Origin of the sequence: Xanthomonas sp. LMG 8993, assembly GCF_009835065.2 — a bacterium.
In the GTDB taxonomy this organism is placed as follows: Bacteria; Pseudomonadota; Gammaproteobacteria; order Xanthomonadales; family Xanthomonadaceae; genus Xanthomonas; species Xanthomonas arboricola.
Genome location: NZ_QVIF02000002.1, coordinates 535,630 through 553,667 on the forward strand (window position 1 = coordinate 535,630; position 18,038 = coordinate 553,667).

Sequence of the window (18,038 nt, forward strand, 5' to 3'; positions counted from 1 at the left end):
GGGGGGCTGACCTCATCTCTGCGGACGCCCTATGACTGAGCAGGCGGCGCAGGTGCAGGTGCAGGGATAGATGCAGATGCAGGTGCAACAGGAGCAGCAGATGCAGATGCAGCAACGACAGGGGGTGTGCCTGTAGCTGCAGCTGCGGGTGAAGTTGCGGCTGCAGCAGCAGGAGCATCAGAAGTGGCAGCATCATCGGGGCCGGCACCGGAGGCGGGGGGAGTAGCGGGCAGGGGCGGCGGTACGCTCAGCGCATGCACTTCCAAGAGGTCGGCGGTTGCGGTCGCGGCATCTGCCGAGGCGCCTTGCGCTTGCGTTTTCAGCACGTCGACGGCCACCTTGGCCTCCGCCGCTGCGGCGGCGATGAGCGCTGCAGGCGGGGGCGGTACGGGGGGCGGGCCGGGCAACGGCGCGACCGTCGGTGGTGGTCCGGGTGGTGCAGGCGGTGGTGGCGGCGCCACCGGGAACGGTGCCGAGATCATCTTGGCGCAGGCGGCGGTGATCGCTGCTGCATTGATCATGCCGGCGCCTTGCTGCCGGTTGACGGCGTTGTGCATCGCCATGCCCAGCGTCTCCAGCATCACGGCATCGAGCATGCCGAGCGCCTGTGCGGGCGCCTGACCGGTGGTCAGCGTCACGATGCTGCTCACCGCATCGACGACCTGGCTGTTCACGCTACTGTCGTCGATCATGACGAAGTCGCTCCCTTCTGGATGATTAAGGCAAGGATTTGAGTAAGGGCTGCATCGGCAAGCACCTGTCCGCGCTGCTGGTTGGCGACTGCGTTTTCCATTGCGAGGGCGATGGAATCCGACAGCGCCAGATAGGTCGCCCCCATCGCGAAGGCCGGCGCTTGGCCGATCGCCATCGCCGCACCTGTAGCGGCGGTACCGATCAGGTTGGCGACGCTTGCAGCCTGCGCGCTTGGCTCCATGACGGGGCACTGGCATCAGTGTCCTAGGCCAACGACGGCCTGCGCTGTTCAACGCCAGCCGACGCCGAGAACAGCACGGTGTTCTGTGGTTCGTGTCTGCACGCGTACTGCAAGGCTACGCCATCGGGCACGCGTTCCAGGAATGCAAAATTGCCCTGCGGCACGTCGATCATGTTGTCCAGCTTCCGGCGATAGACCAACGGCTGCGCTCCGGGAATCACAGGCAGGATGCCGTCGAACTCGACGTTGATCACTGCCTTTTGATGCGGCGCGAATGTCGCCACGATGGTGCGGCCCCGGATCAGTCTGACGACGACATCCAGGGTGTTGGACGTAGGGATATGACGTAGTTGCAGCATGAGGCGTCCTTTCTCGATTCGGCCAGCGAACTGCGTGGTGGTTGCAAAGGCTTCGCGTATCGAACCAGGCGCCGCTCTCGCTGTGACAGCGGCGCCTGGCTGCCGATTACCGGAGACCGGCGCTCAGGATTTCCCGGGTGGCGACGCCATCGGACGCGGTATCGATCGAATACAGCGTGGACACGCCCTGGGTCGTCGACGCCTGCATCGTCACGTAGGACTGCTGCTGGTTGTTGGTGGCGTTGTGGGCGGCATTGGACAGCGCTTGGCTGGTGGCAACAAACAGGTTGCCCATTGCAATCGCCGGCGCATCGCCGAGGACCTTGGTGTTGACCTGGGAAACGGAATCGGTGATCTGGCTGTTGACGGCGGTCGGAAAGGCCATGGTGATAGCTCCTTGAGGTAGGGAAACAACGAAGACGCTGCGGCGTTAGCGGTTAGCCGAGGATCTTCCTGGTGGCGGCACCCGTGGTGCCGGTATCGAGCGAATACAGCAGCGAAACGCCCATCGTGGTTGCTGCCTGTGCGGTGACATACATCTGCTGTTGCGCGAGGGTTGCGTTGTGGGCCGCGTTGGCCAGCGCCTGCGCGGTGGCCTGGTACAGATTGCCCATGGCTGCGGCTGGAGCGCTTCCCAATACCTGCAGATTGGCCTGGGTAACCGAGTCGGTGATCTGGTCGTTGACGGCGGTGGGAAATGCCATTGGCGAATGTCCTTGGCGTTAGCCGGGCCGTCAGACGCCCAGGATCTGCTTGCTGACGACGCCGGTGGTGGCGGTGTCGATGGAGTACAGCGTCGCCACGCCCATCGTGGTAGCCGACTGCGCAGTGACGTAGCTCTGCTGCTGCGCGTTGGTGGCGTTGTGGGCGGCATTGGCCAGCGCTTGCGCGGTTGCCTGATACAGATTGCCCATCGCGATCGCCGGTGCGTCGCCCAGGACCTTGGTATTTACCTGGGTGACGGAATCGGTGATCTGATTATTGACTGCGGTCGGAAATGCCATTGCTTGCTCCTTATGTGCCAGAAATCACGGTCGGCTTAGCCCAGGCCCTTTATGCCGGTGCTCAGAACCTGCTTGGTCGCAACCCCGGTGGTGGCGGTGTCGATGGAATAGAGGGTGGCCACGCCCATGGTGGTGGCCGACTGCGCAGTGACATAACTCTGCTGCTGCGCATTGGTCGCGTTATGGGCGGCATTGGCCAGTGCCTGCGCGGTGGCCTGGTACAGATTGCCCATGGCGATGGCGGGGGCATCGCCCAGCACCTTGGTATTGGCTTGTGTGACGGAGTCGGTGATCTGGTCGTTGACGGCGGTTGGAAATGCCATGCGTTTCTCCCTGTTCTCGAATGAGTGGAGCGTTTGAACAAACGTGACGATGTCGAGGTTCGGCAGGCGGCCTGCCTGTCCGGAGATGTGTTGCAGTGGCACCGCATCACCGTGGAGAAACAGTAAATCTCCTTGCTCCGGGAAAATTGGTTTAAACGACGGCAATGCCGGGCTTATCGACGTGAAGCCGATCCGCTTTAGGGCGGCATGCGATGTAATGACGCGTTTTGGAACCGCGTGCGGGGAATGTCGTGGTGAATCGCAAAGGGAGTAACAGAAGGACCATGCAGAACAGGCGAGCACAGGCTGCTGCTGACGCAAGGCAGCAAAGCTCGCGTCCGCTTGGCGACTCTCTGCGGCAAGTCAATGGCCGGCCGGTACGCTGTCGGTACCCCGCGAAACCGGAGCCCACGCGCATCGATGATTGACCGCGTTGCGGCTGAGCTCGGCGCGCATCACGTCGCAGTGACGTCGGCAGGGCGCTCACTGCGCACATCACTGGAGTGGCGAGATCACGTTCAACGGAACGAGGCGCGAGGGCCGTGTTTGGAGCGGATGCAGACGTGATCCGGGTGACGGCATGGAGGCTGGTCTTGCTATCGCTGAAGACTGCCTTCGTCACTGTGCCGCGTGCCTGGCGCGGCCTGGCAGCATCCCATACGTATCGGCGGTGCTGCCGATCTATTGCTGATGCAGCCACCGCCCGTCATCACGCTCAGCGTGCACTCCCCGGGCGCGCGCGCTGAGCGGCGGTCGACAGCACACCGGTGCGCTATCGACCCGTGCCTTGGATTACCGCTTGCTCAGCGTCTGCACCGCTTCCACCAGCACGCCCACGTGGTCGGGATTCATGTCGGGCGACATGCCGTGGCCGAGGTTGAAGACATGGCCTTCGCGCGAGCCGCCGTTGCCCTGGGCGTAGCTGTCCAGGGTCTTGCCGACCTCGGCGCGGATCGCTTCGGGCGAGCCGTACAGGGTGGCCGGGTCCAGGTTGCCTTGCAGCGCGACGCGGCCGCCGGCGCGCTGGGCGGCGTCGGCCAGCGCGATGGTCCAGTCCACGCCTACCGCCTCGGCGCCGCTGGCGGCCAGCTCGCTCACGTAGGCACCGTTGCCCTTGCCGAACAACACCAGCGGGGTACGCTCGGCGCCGTCGCCGCGTTCCAGCTCGCGCGCGATACGGGTGAGGTAGGGTAGCGAGAATTCGCGGTACATCGCCGGCGACAACACGCCGCCCCAGGTGTCGAACACCTGCAACGCCTGTGCACCGGCCGCGCGTTGCGCGGACAGGTAGGCGATCACCGCATCGGTGACGGTGCCGAGCAGGTGATGCAGCACCTCCGGCGCGTTGAAGGCCATGGCCTTGATGCGCGCGTATTCCTTGCTGCCGCCGCCTTCGATCATGTAGCAGGCCAGTGTCCACGGGCTGCCGGAGAAGCCGATCAGCGGCACCGCGCCATCCAGCTCACGGCGGATCAGGCGCACCGCATCCATCACGTAACGCAGCTCGGTCTCCATGTCCGGCACGCCCAGCCGATGGATCGCGGCGGCATCGCGCACCGGGTGGCGGAACTTGGGGCCTTCGCCTTCGACGAAATACAGCTCCAGGCCCATCGCATCGGGAATGGTCAGGATGTCGGAGAACAGGATCGCCGCGTCCAGCGGAAAGCGTTGCAGCGGCTGCAGCGTCACTTCGCAGGCGATTTCGGGATTCTTGGCCATGCCGAGGAAGCTGCCGGCGCGCGCGCGGGTGGCGCGGTATTCCGGCAGGTAGCGGCCGGCCTGGCGCATCAGCCACACGGGGGTGCGGTCCACAGGCTGACGGTTCAGTGCGCGCAGCAGGCGATCGTTCTTGAGCATGGGAGGTGTGTCCTCAGCGCGGCGCGTCGGCGCCGCCGGTGATGAGTTGGAAGCCGCGTTTGAGGTGGGTGTCGCGCGCCTTGTCGAAGGCCCGGTCCGCTTCGTCCTGCAGCAGGTATTGGTCGCGTCGCAACTGCGAGCGTCCACCGATCTCGCCGCTTTCGCGCAGCAGCTCCCAGCCGCCGAACAGATCCGGTTGCAGGGTCAGCTGGACGTAGCGGAGCGGCGCGTTGCCGCCAGGATCGTGTTGCAAGTGGATGCGCATGGCGCCGATTGTAGCCGGGCGGTGCTGAAGGCTGGGGGCAATGGGCGCGCCGGGTTGCTCCGCTTGCGAAGGGAGCGTCGGCAAGCAGGCATTGCGTAGGAGCGCACCTGGGCGCGACGGGATTTACCGGCAAGCCCTGTCGCGCCCGGGGGCGCTCCTACGAATGTGCCGGAGACAAGCGGCGTTGCTCAGCCCGCCAGGATCTCCAGCACTGCCGCCTCGTCGACATCGGGTACCACCTCGGCCTTGCCGATGCCGCGCCATAACACCAGCCGCAGGCGGCCGGCGATGTTCTTCTTGTCCAGCCGCATGCGCCCCAGCAGGGCCTGCGGGGACAGGCCGGGCGGAATGTCGGTGGGCAGGTCGAAGTCATGCAGCAGCGCGCGCAGCGCCTCGGTGTCCTGCGCATCGCTCATGCCCAGCGCGGCCGACAGCCGCGCGGCCAGCACCATGCCCACCGCGACCGCTTCGCCATGGTTGAGGTTGTCGTTGCCTGGCGCGCCATAGCCCTGTTCGGTCTCGATCGCATGGCCGAAGGTGTGGCCCAGGTTGAGCAGGGCACGCTCGCCCTTTTCCAGCGGGTCGCGCGCGACGATGTCGGCCTTGTGCTCGCAGCTGCGCGCGATCGCCTGCGCCAGGGCGTCGGCATCGCGCTCCAGCAGCGCGCGGCGTTCGGCATGCAGCCACTGGAAGAACAGCGGGTCGCGGATGGCGCCGTACTTGATCACCTCGGCCAGCCCGGCGCGCAGCTCGCGCGCGGGCAGGGTATGCAAGGTGTCGGTATCGGCGATCACTGCGCGTGGCGGATGGAACGCGCCGACCAGGTTCTTGCCCTGCGGGATGTCCACCGCGGTCTTGCCGCCGACCGAGGAATCCACCATCGCCAGCAGGCTGGTGGGCAGTTGCACGCAGTCCACCCCGCGCATCCAGCACGCCGCCGCGAATCCGGCCAGGTCGCCGACCACGCCGCCGCCGAGTGCGAACACGCAGGCGTCGCGGGTGGCGCCCAGCTCGGCCAATGCCGTGATCGCGGCGCCGAAATTGTCCAGCGTCTTGGAGGCTTCGCCGGCGGCAATCACCAGCTCGCCCAGTTGCAGGTCCGGGCGCGCCTGCAGCAGCGCCTTGCGCACGCCGGCGGCGTACTGCGGGGCCACCTGCGAGTCGCTGAGCAGCAATACGTGGCGGCCGCGCACATGGCTGGCCAGGCGCGTGCCATCGGCCAGCAGGCCGGGCGCAATGGTGATGGTGTACGGCTGCGCACCGTCGACATCGACGCTGCGCGAGGAACGGGGAAGTGTCATGCGGGGGGACTCGACATGCGCCATTGCGCGGCCAGGCGCAGCACCAGCTGCGCGGTGGCCTCGGCGGGGGAGAAGTGATCGGTTTCCAGGCTGAGGTCGGCGACCTCCTGGTACAGCGGGGTGCGTTGCGCGGCCATCGCATGCAGCACCTGCTCGCGGTCGGCGCGTTGCAACAGCGGCCGGTTGCGGTCGCGCGCCAGCCGGGTGAGCTGGGCCGGCACGCTGACGTGCAGGTACACCACGAAGCCGCGCGCGCGGATGCGCTGGCGGTTGAGCGGATCCAGCACCGCGCCACCGCCGGTGGAAATCAGCTTGTTGTCCTGCTCCAGCAGCGTCTGCAGGGTCTGGACCTCGTGCTGCCGGAACCGCGCTTCGCCGTGCTGTTCGAAAATGGCCGGGATGCTGCTGCCGACCTGCTCGACGATGGCCTGGTCCACGTCGACGAACTCCAGCCCGAAGCGCTCGGCCAGACGGCGGCCGATGCAGCTTTTTCCGGCGCCCATCGGGCCGACCATCACGAGATTGGAAGCGGGGTTCATGCGCAGGGATCGTAGCATTCGGGCCCGCGCATCGGGCCGATCGGCATGGACTGAAACCATTCCGGCGCGGCGACCGCCGGCTGCGCGCAGCAGCATCGACACCCACGCTGCGCGGACAACGGCTGGGACGACCGCTGAAGATGGAGTGGCTGCACGCAACCCGTGGCGAATGCTTGGCAGCCAGCGTCAGTGGCGCGAAGACGCCCCAATGCGCACGACCTGCTTTCAGGCATCAGCGGCAGGTTCTTACAGCGGGCGCAGGTCTGTCGACCGCTGCGCATAGGCGAAGCAGGCCCGATGCGCCCACAATAGGCGTCAATCTTGCTGCCCTCGCACCGTCATGACCGATCTGTACGCAGAAGCCCTTGCCACCTTTACCGCGCTGTACGCCGAGGCGCAGGCCGGCGCCGAACTCGAAGCCAGCGCAATGACCGTGGCCACCGCCAACGTGGACGGCCGGCCGAGCGCGCGCACCGTGCTGCTCAAGGCCTTCGATGCGCGCGGGTTCGTGTTCTATACCCACCTGGACAGCGCGAAGGGCCGCGACCTGCAGACCCATCCGCAGGCCGCCCTGCTGTTTCTGTGGCGCAGCCTGCGCGAGGCCGGCATCCAGGTGCGCATCGAGGGCGGCGTGCAACTGGTCGGCGCGGAGGAATCGGATGCCTACTTCGCCTCGCGCCCGCGCATGAGCCAGATCGGCGCCTGGGCCTCGCTGCAGTCGCAGACGCTGGGCTCGCGTGAGGAGTTCGACGCGGCCATCGCCAAGGTCGAAGCCACCTTCGAAGGCCGCGCGGTGCCGCGCCCGGAGGGCTGGGGCGGGTTCCGGGTGGTGCCGCAGGCATTCGAGTTCTGGTACGGCGCCAAGTTCCGCCTGCACGAGCGCTGGCGTTACGAGGCCGATGCGGCCAGCCACTGGAGCAAGCGGATGCTGTATCCGTGAGCGCGCAGGCCGGCTGGCGGGTGCGCGCGGCGGTGGGCGCCGATGCGCAGGCCTTGCTGGCCCTGCGCCTGGCCTTGTGGCCCGATGCCGACGCTGGCCTCGCCGAGCTGCGGGCCGCGCTGGCGCAGGCAGACGCCAGCCACCTGCTGGCGGTGGACGACGCGGATGCGGCGCTGGGGTTTGCCGAGGTGTCGGTGCGCCACGACTACGTCAATGGCACCGAGAGCACGCCGGTGGGCTTTCTGGAAGGCTGGTATGTGAGTCCGGCCTGGCGCGGCCGCGGGCTCGGTCGCGCGCTGGTGGCCGCGGCAGTGGAGTGGACGCGGGAGCAGGGCTGCGCGGAGCTGGCCTCCGATGCGCGGCTGGACGACAGCGGCGCCCAGGCGGCGCATGCGGCATGCGGCTTCGAGCCAACTGAACGGGTGGTCTACTACCGCCTGCAGCTGGCCTGACCGGCTGACTTCTGGCCCTTTCTGCCGGTCGCGGACAGTCTGTAGTATGTCCGCCCATTGCACGGCCGCTGCTGCATCACCGCAGCGGCAACTGCATCACCACCGCTGCATGACCAAAGGACAGGACATCGTATGACGCAGTACACCACTGTCGAATTGCACGGCCTGCTGGCCGAGCGCTACCGCGACCAGCCGATCGAGGTCGAGCTGATCGACGGGCTGGAGCCGGCCATCAACCTCACCCTGGCCGACCACGGCGACATGCAGATCCAGGTCGCCGCCTCCGGCTCGCAGGTGTTCGTTTCCACGCTGCTGGCCAATGCCGACCAGGTCAGCGACCGCGCGGCGTTCAACGACGCCTGCCTGCGGCTCAACCCGCTCAATCCCCTGTCCAACCTGGGCCTGGTGCAGGTCGACGGCAAGGATAGCTATGTGGTCTTCGGCGAACTGTCGGCGTCGTCCACGCTCGACCAGATCGACGAGGAAATCCAGACCCTGGCGGCCAATACGCTGGATGCCGCCGAATCTCTCAAGCCGTTCTTTTCCTAAAGGCGTGTTGTCATGAGTATCTTTTCAAAGCTGATCACGCTGCTGCGTGGCACTGCACACGAAACCGGCCAGAAGGCGGTCGACGCCAACGCACTGCGCATCCTGGACCAGGAAATGCGCGATGCCGGCGCCCAGCTCACGCGCTCGCGCGAGGAGCTGACCAAGCTGATGGCGCAGAGCAAGCTCGCCCAGCAGAAGATCGACGCGCGCGCCGGCAAGATGGCCGAATACACGCGTTATATCGAAGGTGCGCTGGCCAAGAACGACGAGGCACTGGCGCACGACGTGGCGGTCAAGCTGGCGGCGCTGGAAAGCGAGGACGCCGGCGACAAGGCCTCCAAGAGCTCGCTGGACCAGTCGGTGGTGACGCTCAAGGCCACCATCCAGAAGACCGAGAACCAGCTGCGCGGCATGCGCCAGCAGATCGACACCGTCAAGGCCACCGATGCGGTGCAGAAGGCACAGGCGGCGATTGCCGCGCGCCATTCCGGTGCCAGCAGCAAGATGGGCTCGGCACTGGAATCGCTGGAGCGAATCAAGGCGCGTCAGGCCGAGACCTCCGCACGCATCGAATCGGCCGAAGAGCTGGAGGCAGCCAGTGGCGACGGCGATCTGAATCGGCGTCTGGCTGCGGCCGGCCTGATGGAAGGCGAGTCCAACGCCGCCGCAGTGCTGGCACGCTTCAAGAAGCCGGCCCAGCTCGGCCACGACACCGCCGACGGCAGCGCGCCGCTGATCGGCCAGGTGCGCGACGTGCAGCAGGTTCCGCGCAGCGACAGCTGATCCGCCGCACGGCACAGGACGCGCCATGATCATCGTCGGAAAGCTGTTGCGGATAGTGCGGCGCCACGTGCGCCGCGTCAGCTGGGGCATGGTGGCGCTGGCATTGCTGGCGCACATGGGGCTGAGCTGGGTGTTGCTGCTGCTGGCCGGCGAGCAAAAGCTCGTTGGCCTGGACGCGTTTCCGTACTACTACATGACCACCGCCACCACCATCGGCTACGGCGACCTGTCGCCGGGTTCGGTGGCCGGGCGCTATATCGCCGCGTTCGTGCTGATGCCGGGCGCGGTGGCGCTGTTCGCCACGGTGCTGGCCAAGACCAGCGGCGTGCTCATCACCTTCTGGAGGCGCCACCACATGGGCAAGATGGCTTACGCCGATCTGCGCGGGCACACCATCCTGATCGGCTGGCAGGGCGCCGCGTCCACACGCTTGCTGGAACTGCTGCTGTCCGATACCGCTACCGACGACGAAGGCGTGGTGCTGATCGCCGAGGGCGTGGCCGAGAACCCGATGCCCGACCATATGCGCTTCATCGCCGCCGAGTCCTACACGCATACCGAGGTCTACCTGCGTGCCGGCATCGCCGGTGCGGCGCGGGTGATCGTCAACCCGCGCTCGGACGACCAGACCCTGGCGGCGGTGTTCGCGCTGATGGCGCATGCGCCGCGTGCGCACATCGTGGCGCACTTCGATTCGGGCAGCGCCGCGCGGCTGGTCAATTGCCACTATCCGGCGATCGAATGCACGCGGCCGATGACCGCCGAGATCCTGGCCCGCGCGGCGCAGGATCCGGGCAGCGCGGCGATCACGGCCGAACTGCTGTCGGTGGACGATGGCCCGACCCAGTTCAGCCTGGCGGTTCCTGCCGATGTCGACCCGCTGGATTACCGCCTGCTGGCCGCCGATTTCGGCCAGCGCGGCGCCCTGTTGCTGGGCCTGCGCGCGCCCGATGGCGCGCTGCGCTTGAACCCGCCCGCACACACCGCGGTGCCGGCCGGTGCCATGCTGTATTACCTGGCCCAACAGCGCGTTCCCGTGCCTGCCATCGCCTGGCAGGCCCTGCGCGCTGAGCCGGTGTCCCGTTCCCCATCGCCACAAGGTGCATGACGATGAGTTTTTTCAGCAAGTTGTTCGGTCAACCACAACCACCGCCGTTGCCCAGCTCCGGCACTGGCGCCATCGGTCACGCGCTGCCGCTGGGCTTGCGCGTGGGTGGGCAGCTGGAGATCGATACCACGCTGTACCGCATGGCACCGGAGGCCATGACCGCCGAGTTGCCGGGCGGGCATCAAGGCATTCCGTGCTACGGCCACGTCAATCTGGGCGATGGCTATGCCCTGCATCGTTTCTATCTGGACGACGACGCGTTCCTGCAGGTCACCACGGTTGGCGGCGATCTGGAGGCGATGAAGGCCTTCGTGTATTGCGAGACGGTCAATCCGCCCAGCAAGCAGGCGTTTCAGGAGTTCGTGATGCAGCATCCGCATCTGGGTGCGGCGCAGATCGAGTACGCCGGCAAGCGCTGGCAACGCGCCACGCAGTCCACCGACGGCGCCGCGCGCATCCCGCCGATCGCCTACGACGAGGTGCTATATCGCTATCAGCCGCCGCGCCGCGATGGCGATCTGACCCACTACGCCATGCTCTACAGCCGCGATGTGCCGGAGCTGCAGCGCGAGGAATTCCTGCTGGTCACCGGCGAAGATTCCGGCCCCAACGAGTTCTGCGTCACCTATGCGGTCGGCATCGATGTCACCGTCGCCGATCTGGATATCACCTGAGCGTGCGCGCTCGTCTTCCACTTACCCTGGTCCTGTCATGAACCCGATCAACCTGCAGAGTTTTCTCGCGTTTCTTTCCTACTTCGGCACCGGCCTGGGCGTGTTGATCGTGGCGGTGGTGCTGGTGACCCTGGTCACCCCGCACAAGGATTTCACCCTGCTGCGGCAGGGCAACGTGGCTGCGGCCACCGCCTTGGCCGGCAACCTGATCGGTGTGGCATTGCCGCTGCATTCGGCCATCACCCATTCGGTGAGCCTGGTCGATGCGCTGATCTGGGGCGCGGTCGCCTGCGGCATCCAGGTCGTGGCGTATCTGCTGGCCAACCTGGTGGCCGGGCGCATCTCGCGGCAGATCACCGACAACGTCACCGCCGCCGGCATCTTCTCGGCCGGCGTGTCGATCGCGGTCGGGCTGATCAATGCCGCGGCGATCACGCCGTAACGGAGCGCAGGCATGAAGCGATCACGCAATCTCAAGCTCACCCTGATGGCCGCATTGCCGGCCGCCCTCGTCACCGGCTGCGGCTCCGAACCGGAAACCGGCGTGGTACTGCAGTCGGCCTCCGACTGCTACCAGATCAAGCAGGAACAGACCGACATCCAGCAATGCCTCAAGGCCTATGACGAGGCGGTGACCAAGCACCAGCAGGCCGCGCCGCGCTTCAGTACGCGCTACGAGTGCGACGAGCAGTTCGGCAGTTGCACGGCGGTGCAGACGGCGCAGGGCCAGCAGAGCTGGATCCCGCCGATGGGCGGGTTCCTGCTGGGCTATGCGTTGGGCAACATGACCGGTGGCGGCGGCTACCGCTATGGCGGCTCGATTCCGCTGTACCGCGATTACCGCAGCGGTGGGTATTACAAGCCCAACGGTGATCTGGCCAGCAACCGCGTCGGCACCGTCCGCGGGCGCAGCGGCGCCATCGACATGCCGTCGCGGGCGATCACCGTGTCGCGCTCGGGTTTCGGCTCCAGTGCGGCGGCGCGCAGTTCGTTCGGCAGCGGCGGGCGCAGCTCCGGTTACGGCGGCTGACATGCAACGGATCGCAATTGCCGAGCGCCCGGACTGGCGCGAGCAGGCCGAGTCGCTCGGCTTCCATTTCCACACCATCGACGGCGAGCGGTACTGGGACGAAAGCGCGTATTACGCGTTTACGCTGCAACAGATCGAAGACGACATCGAAGCGCCCACGCAGGAACTGCATGACATGGCGATGCAGTTGGTGGACGAGGTGGTGGGCTCGGAGCAGCTGATGACGCAGCTGGCGATCCCGCCGTTCTACTGGGACTGGATCGCCACCTCGTGGAAGAACCGCGACCCGCATCTGTACGGCCGCATGGACCTAGCCTATGCCGGCAACGGCCCGGCCAAGCTGTATGAGCTCAACTACGACACGCCGACCTCGCTGTACGAATCGGCATATTTCCAGTGGCTGTGGCTGGAACAGCAGATCGCCGCCGGTGCGCTGCCCAAGGGCACCGATCAGTACAACCTGATCCAGGACCTGCTGTGCGAAACCCTGGGCGCGCTGGCGGTGGATGACGCGATCGGTGCGCAGATGCATTTCTCCGCGGTGCGCGATTCGCTGGAAGACCGCGCCACGGTGCGCTACCTGCGCGACTGCGCGCATCAGGTGGGCATCAGCACCGAGGAAGTGGCCATCGAAGACATCGGCCTCAGTGCCGACGGCTGGTTCACCGATGAGCAGGACCGGGTGATCCACACGCTGTTCAAGCTGTATCCGCTGGAATTCATGATGGAAGAACGCTTCGGCCCGGCATTGTGCGCCAACCGCGTGCGCCTGATCGAGCCGGCGTGGAAATCGGTGCTGAGCAACAAGGGCATCCTGCCGCTGTTGTGGGAGCGGCATCAGGGCCATCCCAACCTGCTGCCGGCGCGCTTTGCGCAAACCGGCGAAGCGCCCACGGCAGGCTGGGTACGCAAGCCGCTGCTGTCGCGCGAGGGTGCCAATATTTCCCTGGTCAGCGCACAGGGCGACGCTGCGCAGACCGATGGCCCGTATGTGGACGGGCCGGCGATCCTGCAGGCGCATCATCCATTACCGGTGTTCGATGGCCGGCATGCGCTGGTCGGCAGCTGGGTGGTGGCCGATCGTCCGGCCGGGCTGGGCATGCGCGACGACGATGGTCCGATCACCCGCGACACCTCGCGCTTCGTGCCTCACGTGATCGTGAACTGATGCAGCAGTGGGTGAGGCAGCGCCGCTGCGACGCGGCGCTGCCGTGTGGCGCGATCGCCCTTGCATGTGGTCGTGAGTAAAGCGCTGCTTCCGCATGGCCGGGTTGTACGTAACGGCTCGCGCTGTATGAGGCAGCTGTTGCCCCGTATCGCGTGACACATGCTGCAGTGACGCGCAAGCCCTGCGCTGCCTGCCGCGCAGCGCAGGTTTTCCACACCCCCTGTGGATGGAACTTGCACAAGGCTGTGGACAAGTGGGTGCAGGCCCCGGCCTGCAACGCTGTCAAGATGGGTGGCGAAAAAATGACCAGCCGCTCGCGGATACGTTTTTCCGGTCCCGATCGCAGCGATCTCGACAGGATCGGCAAAGTCGGTTGCGCTATCGGCGATGGGATGTGCCGGCCTGGGTTGCGTCATGCCAACGTGACGTGCCGAGCAGGCGGATCCAGCAAGTCGTGCAGACCGTACGCGCGCTGCATGCGATGCGGGCGATACACATCGACTGAGCGCGACACGTCAGCCTCGCGATCAGTGTTCTCTTGCTTCGATACACCGCGCACACCGCACACCCATTACACCCGCCGCGCCACCAACAGGCCCGCCACCGCCAGCAGCCATGCCAGGGCGAACACGCTCAGGTAGGCGGCCGCAGTCGCCGAGGCCAGCAGCGCGGCGAACAAGGCGCCGGCCAGCGCCAGCATGCCGGCCACCGCAATCGCCTCGCTTAACTGCAGCGCCGAACTGTTGGCGCCTTGCTGCGCCGGCGGCGACAGCGACAACGTCAACACCGACAGGCTCGGATACAGCAGGCCCATGCCCAGGCCGGTCAGCGCCCAGCCGGCAATCGCCACCGGCACCGGGATGACCGGCCACACCGCTCCCGCGCTGATCACGATGCCCAGCGACATGAAGCACGCACCGGTCTTGAGCAGGCGTGAGCGCGACCAGCCGGCGCGGCTATGGCCCTGGTACCAGGAGCCACTGAACCAGCCCAGCGCGCCGACGCTCAGCGCCACGCCGGCCAGCAGCGGCGACAGGCCGCGCTCGCGCGACAGCAGCAACGGCAGGAACGCCTCGAAGCCGAAGAAGGCCGCCGCCGCGATGCCGCGCAGCGCGATCACGCTAGGCAGCCCGCGCGCAAGCCGCAGCGTGCCGGCCGGCAACAGCTGCCAGGCGCAGCACACGGTGATCGCCAGTGCCGGCAGCATCGCCAGCAACGCGCTCGTGCCGTGCAGCTGTCCGCCCAGATACACGCCGAGCACGCCCAAGGCCGCACCCACCGCCCAGCGCAACGCGGAACGCGACGCGCCGGCTGTGTCGCTGGACCAGGTGCGCCCGCGGATCGCCGGCCACAGCATCAGCCCGGCCGGTATCGCCAGCAGCGGCACCGACAGGAACACCCAGCGCCAGCCCACGTGCTGCACGATCAATCCGCTGATGCCCGGCCCGACCAACGACGGCACCACCCAGCCGGCCGAAAACGCAGCAAACACGCGGGGCCGCAAGGCTTCCGGATACAGGCGCCCGACGATCACATACAGCGCCACCGAATACGCGCCAGCCCCCAGGCCTTGCAGCAGGCGGCCGGCAATCAGCACCGGCATGCTCGGCGCCAGCCCTGCCACCAGCAGGCCGATCACGAAGCACAGCAGGCCGTAGGCCAGCGCCCCGCCGGGGCCACGCCGGTCGCTCCAGCGCCCGGCGGCGGTCATGCCGACCACGCTGGTCGCCAGGGTGCCGCCGAACGCCAGCGCATACAGCGGCAAGCCATTCAATTCGCGCGCGACGGTCGGCATGGCGGCGGCCACCGCCAGCGATTCGAAGGCATTGAGCGATACCAGTGCCACCATGCCCAGCGTTGCGGCGCGATACGGCGCGGCCAGGATGGAAGTGGGTTGGGCCGCATTGAGTGGCGTGGCGGGCAGGGCGGTATCGGCGGGCATCGAGCATCCAGAAACTGAAGTGTGTAGAGCCATGACCACGGGGCTTGCACCGGTCATGGCCGCGCAGCATCCTGCCTCAACCAAGGTTGAGGTCAAGGCAATGCAGCGTGAGTTGTCCGTGGGCGAAGTGGCCAAGCGCAGTGGCGTGGCGGTGTCGGCTTTGCATTTTTACGAGCGCAAGGGGCTGATCCGCAGCCTGCGCACTGCCGGAAATCAACGCCGCTATGCGCGCGACGTGTTGCGGCGCATCGCCGTGATTCGCGTGGCGCAACGGCTCGGCGTGCCGTTGCAGCAGGTGCTGGATGCGTTCTCGGTGCTGCCGGACCAGCGCACGCCCACGCGTGCGGAATGGGCACGCATGTCGGCACGTTGGCGCGCGCAACTGGATGCGCGCATCGCCGAGCTGCAGGCCCTGCGCGACCAGCTCACCGACTGCATCGGCTGCGGCTGTCTGTCGCTGCGCCGCTGCCGGCTGAGCAATCCGGGCGATGCGCTGGCCGAGGGTGGGGATGGCGCGTTGCGCTTGTCGCGGCTTGCTGCCGATTGAGGTGGCAAGCGCGGGCTAGCCGCCGCCAGGGCAGGGCTGGTGCGATCGGCATCTGCAGATCGCGCGCGGGCCGCGGCTGCTGCGCCCCGGACAGCCTGTCACCGTCGAGAAGTTTGATGCCGCAACCGGGACCAATGGCAGTGCCGTGCCTGGCGAAGGCGACCGTAGGATGGGGATCCCCTCCGCCGCAGGATTTCACGCATGTTCCCCACCTTGCGCCGATCGCTCGCCGTTGCGCTGTCGCTGGCATGCATCACCTCGTCCGCGCATGCCGCGCCCGCCGCCAGTGCCGCCGCGCCGGCAAGCGTCTTCGATCCGCTGGCCTTGTTCGCACCGCTGCAACTGCCCGATGCACCCAACGCCTACCGCAGCGGCAGCGGCGTCCCCGGCCCGCTGTTCTGGCAGAACCGTGCCGACTACAGCCTCAACGCCAGCATCGACCCGGCGACCCACACGCTCACGGGCGAGGCGGCGATCCACTACACCAACCGCAGCCCGGACACGCTGGACGTGCTGTGGCTGCAGCTGGACCAGAACATCTACCGCGCCGATGCGCGCGCTGCCGCCAGCCGGCCGTCGCGCCGCACCCAGTTCACCGACGGCATGCAGATCGCCAGTGTCGAGATCGACGATGGAGGGCGTCGCCAGCCTGCGCATTTCGTCGTCGACGACACCCGCATGCGGGTGGACCTGCCGCAGCCGTTGGCCGGGCAGGGCAAGGCGCTGACCGTGCATGTCCGCTACCGCTACACGATTCCGGGCACCTGGGGCGGGCGCACTGCGGTCAGTGCCAGCAAGCAGGGCGAGATCTACGAGATTGCACAGTGGTATCCGCGCATGGCCGTCTACGACGATCTGCGCGGCTGGGACACGCAGCCGTATCTGGGCTCGGAGTTCTATCTGGAGTACGGCGACTTCGACTACGCGGTGACCGTGCCGGAGGGCTTCCTGGTCGCCGGTTCGGGCGCGCTGACCAATCCGGCCGAGGTGCTCAGCCGCAGCGAGCAGCAACGCCTGCAGCAGGCACGCAGCAGCGATCGTACGGTGCTGATCCGCACGCCCGAGGAAGTGAGCGCGCGCGCTGCCAAACCTGCGGGAAACACCACGCGCACCTGGCGCTTCCATATGGACAACACCCGCGATGTTGCGTTTGCCGCCTCGCCTGCGTTCGTGTGGGATGCCGCGCGCATCAAGCTGCCGGGCGGCAAGCAGTCGCTGGCGATGTCGGTGTATCCGCTGGAGGGCGTGGGCGCGGACAAGTGGAACCGCTCCACCGAATACGTCAAGGGCGCGATCGAACATTTCTCGCAGTGGTACCCGTATCCGTGGCCGGCCGCGATCAACCTGGGCGGGTACGGTGCGGGCATGGAATATCCGGGCATCGTCTTCGATGGTTTCGAGGACAGCGGCAAGGAGTTGTTCTGGATCACCGCGCACGAGATCGGACACACCTGGTTCCCGATGATCGTCGGCTCCAACGAGCGCCGCCACGCGTTCATGGACGAAGGCTTCAACACCTTCATCGACGTCTATGCATCCGATGCCTTCAACAAGGGCGAGTACGCGCCCAAGCGCGATTCGGAATATGCGCCCAAGGGCGGCAACCCGGTCGACGAAATCCTGCCGCTGCTGGCCGATGCCGGTGCGCCGACATTGATGGACAACGCCGATTCCACCAGCGAGACCTACCGGCATTCGCTGACCTATTTCAAGGGCGCGTTGGGGCTGGTGTTGTTGCGCGAGCAGATCCTGGGGCCGGAGCGCTTCGATCCGGCCTTCCGCAAATATATCGCGACCTGGGCCTACAAGCATCCGACGCCGTCGGATTTCTTCCGGCTGATGGAAAGCGAGAGTGGCGAGAATCTGGCCTGGTGGTGGCGCGGCTGGTATCTCAACAACTGGCAGCTGGACATGGGCATCAGCGAGGCCCATTACGTCGATCACGATCCTGCCAAGGGCCTGCAACTCACGCTGCGCAGCCGCCAGAAACTGGTGATGCCGGTCACCGTGCGGGTGGACCTGGCCGACGGCAGCCATCTGGACCGCCGCGTGCCGGTGGAAACCTGGCTGCAGAACACCGCGCCCACGCTGACGCTGCCGACCACGCAGAAAGTGCTGCACGTGACGCTGGATCCGGACCATGCATTGCCCGATGCCCAGCGTGGCGACAACCAGGTCGATACGATCGGCTAGCGGCTGCCGATCGCTGGCGTCTGCGCTGCAATGGCGCAGATGCTGCGAGCGTTCCGCCCACGCGGTTCAC

At 66.8% G+C, this 18,038-nt stretch carries 23 protein-coding genes; 11 read left to right on the forward strand and 12 right to left on the reverse strand.

Annotation, left to right across the window (positions count from 1 at the left end; all coding sequences use genetic code 11):
* Positions 1-29 precede the first annotated feature (29 nt).
* The 11 genes from DYQ94_RS05355 to DYQ94_RS05405 form a co-directional block, all read right to left on the reverse strand.
* Positions 30-692, reverse strand: coding sequence for a RebB family R body protein (locus DYQ94_RS05355; RefSeq protein WP_080689427.1), 663 nt, complete (start codon positions 690-692; stop codon positions 30-32).
* On the reverse strand, positions 689-934 hold the full coding sequence (locus tag DYQ94_RS05360) for a RebB family R body protein (RefSeq protein WP_024939223.1): 246 nt from the start codon (positions 932-934) through the stop codon (positions 689-691). Before DYQ94_RS05360 ends, DYQ94_RS05355 begins: the two co-directional genes overlap by 4 nt.
* Positions 935-957: 23 nt before the next feature.
* On the reverse strand, positions 958-1,293 hold the full coding sequence (locus DYQ94_RS05365) for a hypothetical protein (protein ID WP_024939222.1): 336 nt from the start codon (positions 1,291-1,293) through the stop codon (positions 958-960).
* A gap of 106 nt (positions 1,294-1,399) precedes the next feature.
* Positions 1,400-1,678, reverse strand: coding sequence for a RebB family R body protein (locus DYQ94_RS05370; protein WP_022973268.1), 279 nt, complete (start codon positions 1,676-1,678; stop codon positions 1,400-1,402).
* A 52-nt stretch (positions 1,679-1,730) separates the two neighbouring features.
* Entirely contained in the window at positions 1,731-1,997 is a 267-nt protein-coding gene (locus tag DYQ94_RS05375) for a RebB family R body protein (RefSeq protein WP_054591479.1), read from the reverse strand.
* 30 nt (positions 1,998-2,027) lie between these two features.
* Positions 2,028-2,297 (reverse strand): RebB family R body protein, encoded by a 270-nt coding sequence (locus tag DYQ94_RS05380; RefSeq protein WP_024938705.1) that lies wholly within the window; start codon positions 2,295-2,297, stop codon positions 2,028-2,030.
* Positions 2,298-2,332: 35 nt separating this feature from the next.
* The gene (locus DYQ94_RS05385; RefSeq protein ID WP_024938706.1) at positions 2,333-2,620 is read right to left on the reverse strand and encodes a RebB family R body protein; all 288 of its coding nucleotides are present in this window, start codon (positions 2,618-2,620) and stop codon (positions 2,333-2,335) included.
* A gap of 792 nt (positions 2,621-3,412) precedes the next feature.
* On the reverse strand, positions 3,413-4,477 hold the full coding sequence (hemE, locus tag DYQ94_RS05390; RefSeq protein ID WP_024938707.1) for a uroporphyrinogen decarboxylase: 1,065 nt from the start codon (positions 4,475-4,477) through the stop codon (positions 3,413-3,415).
* 13 nt (positions 4,478-4,490) lie between these two features.
* Positions 4,491-4,742, reverse strand: coding sequence for a WGR domain-containing protein (locus DYQ94_RS05395; protein ID WP_006449079.1), 252 nt, complete (start codon positions 4,740-4,742; stop codon positions 4,491-4,493).
* 188 nt (positions 4,743-4,930) lie between these two features.
* Positions 4,931-6,043 (reverse strand): 3-dehydroquinate synthase, encoded by a 1,113-nt coding sequence (aroB, locus tag DYQ94_RS05400; protein WP_126965848.1) that lies wholly within the window; start codon positions 6,041-6,043, stop codon positions 4,931-4,933.
* Complete coding sequence (locus DYQ94_RS05405; RefSeq protein WP_005995037.1) at positions 6,040-6,582, reverse strand: shikimate kinase; 543 nt, start codon at positions 6,580-6,582, stop codon at positions 6,040-6,042. The genes aroB and DYQ94_RS05405 overlap by 4 nt, the downstream gene beginning before the upstream one ends.
* Positions 6,583-6,922: 340 nt before the next feature.
* Between DYQ94_RS05405 and pdxH the strand changes: the two genes are divergently transcribed.
* The 9 genes from pdxH (at position 6,923) to DYQ94_RS05450 (ending at position 13,286) form a co-directional block, all read left to right on the forward strand.
* The gene (gene pdxH / locus DYQ94_RS05410; protein ID WP_005995039.1) at positions 6,923-7,522 is read left to right on the forward strand and encodes a pyridoxamine 5'-phosphate oxidase; all 600 of its coding nucleotides are present in this window, start codon (positions 6,923-6,925) and stop codon (positions 7,520-7,522) included.
* Entirely contained in the window at positions 7,519-7,974 is a 456-nt protein-coding gene (aac(6'), locus tag DYQ94_RS05415; protein ID WP_054591477.1) for an aminoglycoside 6'-N-acetyltransferase, read from the forward strand. The genes pdxH and aac(6') overlap by 4 nt, the downstream gene beginning before the upstream one ends.
* Before the next feature lie 132 nt (positions 7,975-8,106).
* Positions 8,107-8,523: a YjfI family protein gene (locus DYQ94_RS05420; RefSeq protein WP_005995044.1), complete on the forward strand. Its 417-nt coding sequence runs from the start codon at positions 8,107-8,109 to the stop codon at positions 8,521-8,523.
* 12 nt (positions 8,524-8,535) lie between these two features.
* The gene (locus tag DYQ94_RS05425) at positions 8,536-9,306 is read left to right on the forward strand and encodes a PspA/IM30 family protein (protein ID WP_005995047.1); all 771 of its coding nucleotides are present in this window, start codon (positions 8,536-8,538) and stop codon (positions 9,304-9,306) included.
* 25 nt (positions 9,307-9,331) lie between these two features.
* Complete coding sequence (locus DYQ94_RS05430) at positions 9,332-10,414, forward strand: potassium channel family protein (protein WP_126965849.1); 1,083 nt, start codon at positions 9,332-9,334, stop codon at positions 10,412-10,414.
* The gene (locus DYQ94_RS05435; RefSeq protein WP_039813384.1) at positions 10,411-11,088 is read left to right on the forward strand and encodes a YjfK family protein; all 678 of its coding nucleotides are present in this window, start codon (positions 10,411-10,413) and stop codon (positions 11,086-11,088) included. Before DYQ94_RS05430 ends, DYQ94_RS05435 begins: the two co-directional genes overlap by 4 nt.
* Positions 11,089-11,125: 37 nt before the next feature.
* Positions 11,126-11,530 carry a DUF350 domain-containing protein gene (locus DYQ94_RS05440; RefSeq protein WP_005995053.1) on the forward strand — a complete coding sequence of 135 codons (405 nt, stop codon included), beginning with the start codon at positions 11,126-11,128 and terminating at the stop codon, positions 11,528-11,530.
* A 12-nt stretch (positions 11,531-11,542) separates the two neighbouring features.
* Positions 11,543-12,118, forward strand: a complete 576-nt coding sequence (locus tag DYQ94_RS05445) for a DUF1190 domain-containing protein (protein ID WP_016904951.1) — start codon at positions 11,543-11,545, stop codon at positions 12,116-12,118.
* 1 nt (position 12,119) lies between these two features.
* Positions 12,120-13,286, forward strand: a complete 1,167-nt coding sequence (locus tag DYQ94_RS05450; protein ID WP_126965850.1) for a glutathionylspermidine synthase family protein — start codon at positions 12,120-12,122, stop codon at positions 13,284-13,286.
* A 571-nt stretch (positions 13,287-13,857) separates the two neighbouring features.
* Here the strand turns inward: DYQ94_RS05450 and DYQ94_RS05455 are convergent.
* Positions 13,858-15,228, reverse strand: coding sequence for an MFS transporter (locus tag DYQ94_RS05455; RefSeq protein WP_126965852.1), 1,371 nt, complete (start codon positions 15,226-15,228; stop codon positions 13,858-13,860).
* 100 nt (positions 15,229-15,328) lie between these two features.
* Between DYQ94_RS05455 and soxR the strand changes: the two genes are divergently transcribed.
* Both soxR and DYQ94_RS05465 read left to right on the forward strand, forming a co-directional pair.
* Positions 15,329-15,775 carry a redox-sensitive transcriptional activator SoxR gene (gene soxR / locus DYQ94_RS05460; protein WP_065032607.1) on the forward strand — a complete coding sequence of 149 codons (447 nt, stop codon included), beginning with the start codon at positions 15,329-15,331 and terminating at the stop codon, positions 15,773-15,775.
* 201 nt (positions 15,776-15,976) lie between these two features.
* The gene (locus DYQ94_RS05465) at positions 15,977-17,968 is read left to right on the forward strand and encodes a M1 family metallopeptidase (RefSeq protein ID WP_160954520.1); all 1,992 of its coding nucleotides are present in this window, start codon (positions 15,977-15,979) and stop codon (positions 17,966-17,968) included.
* Positions 17,969-18,038 lie beyond the last annotated feature (70 nt).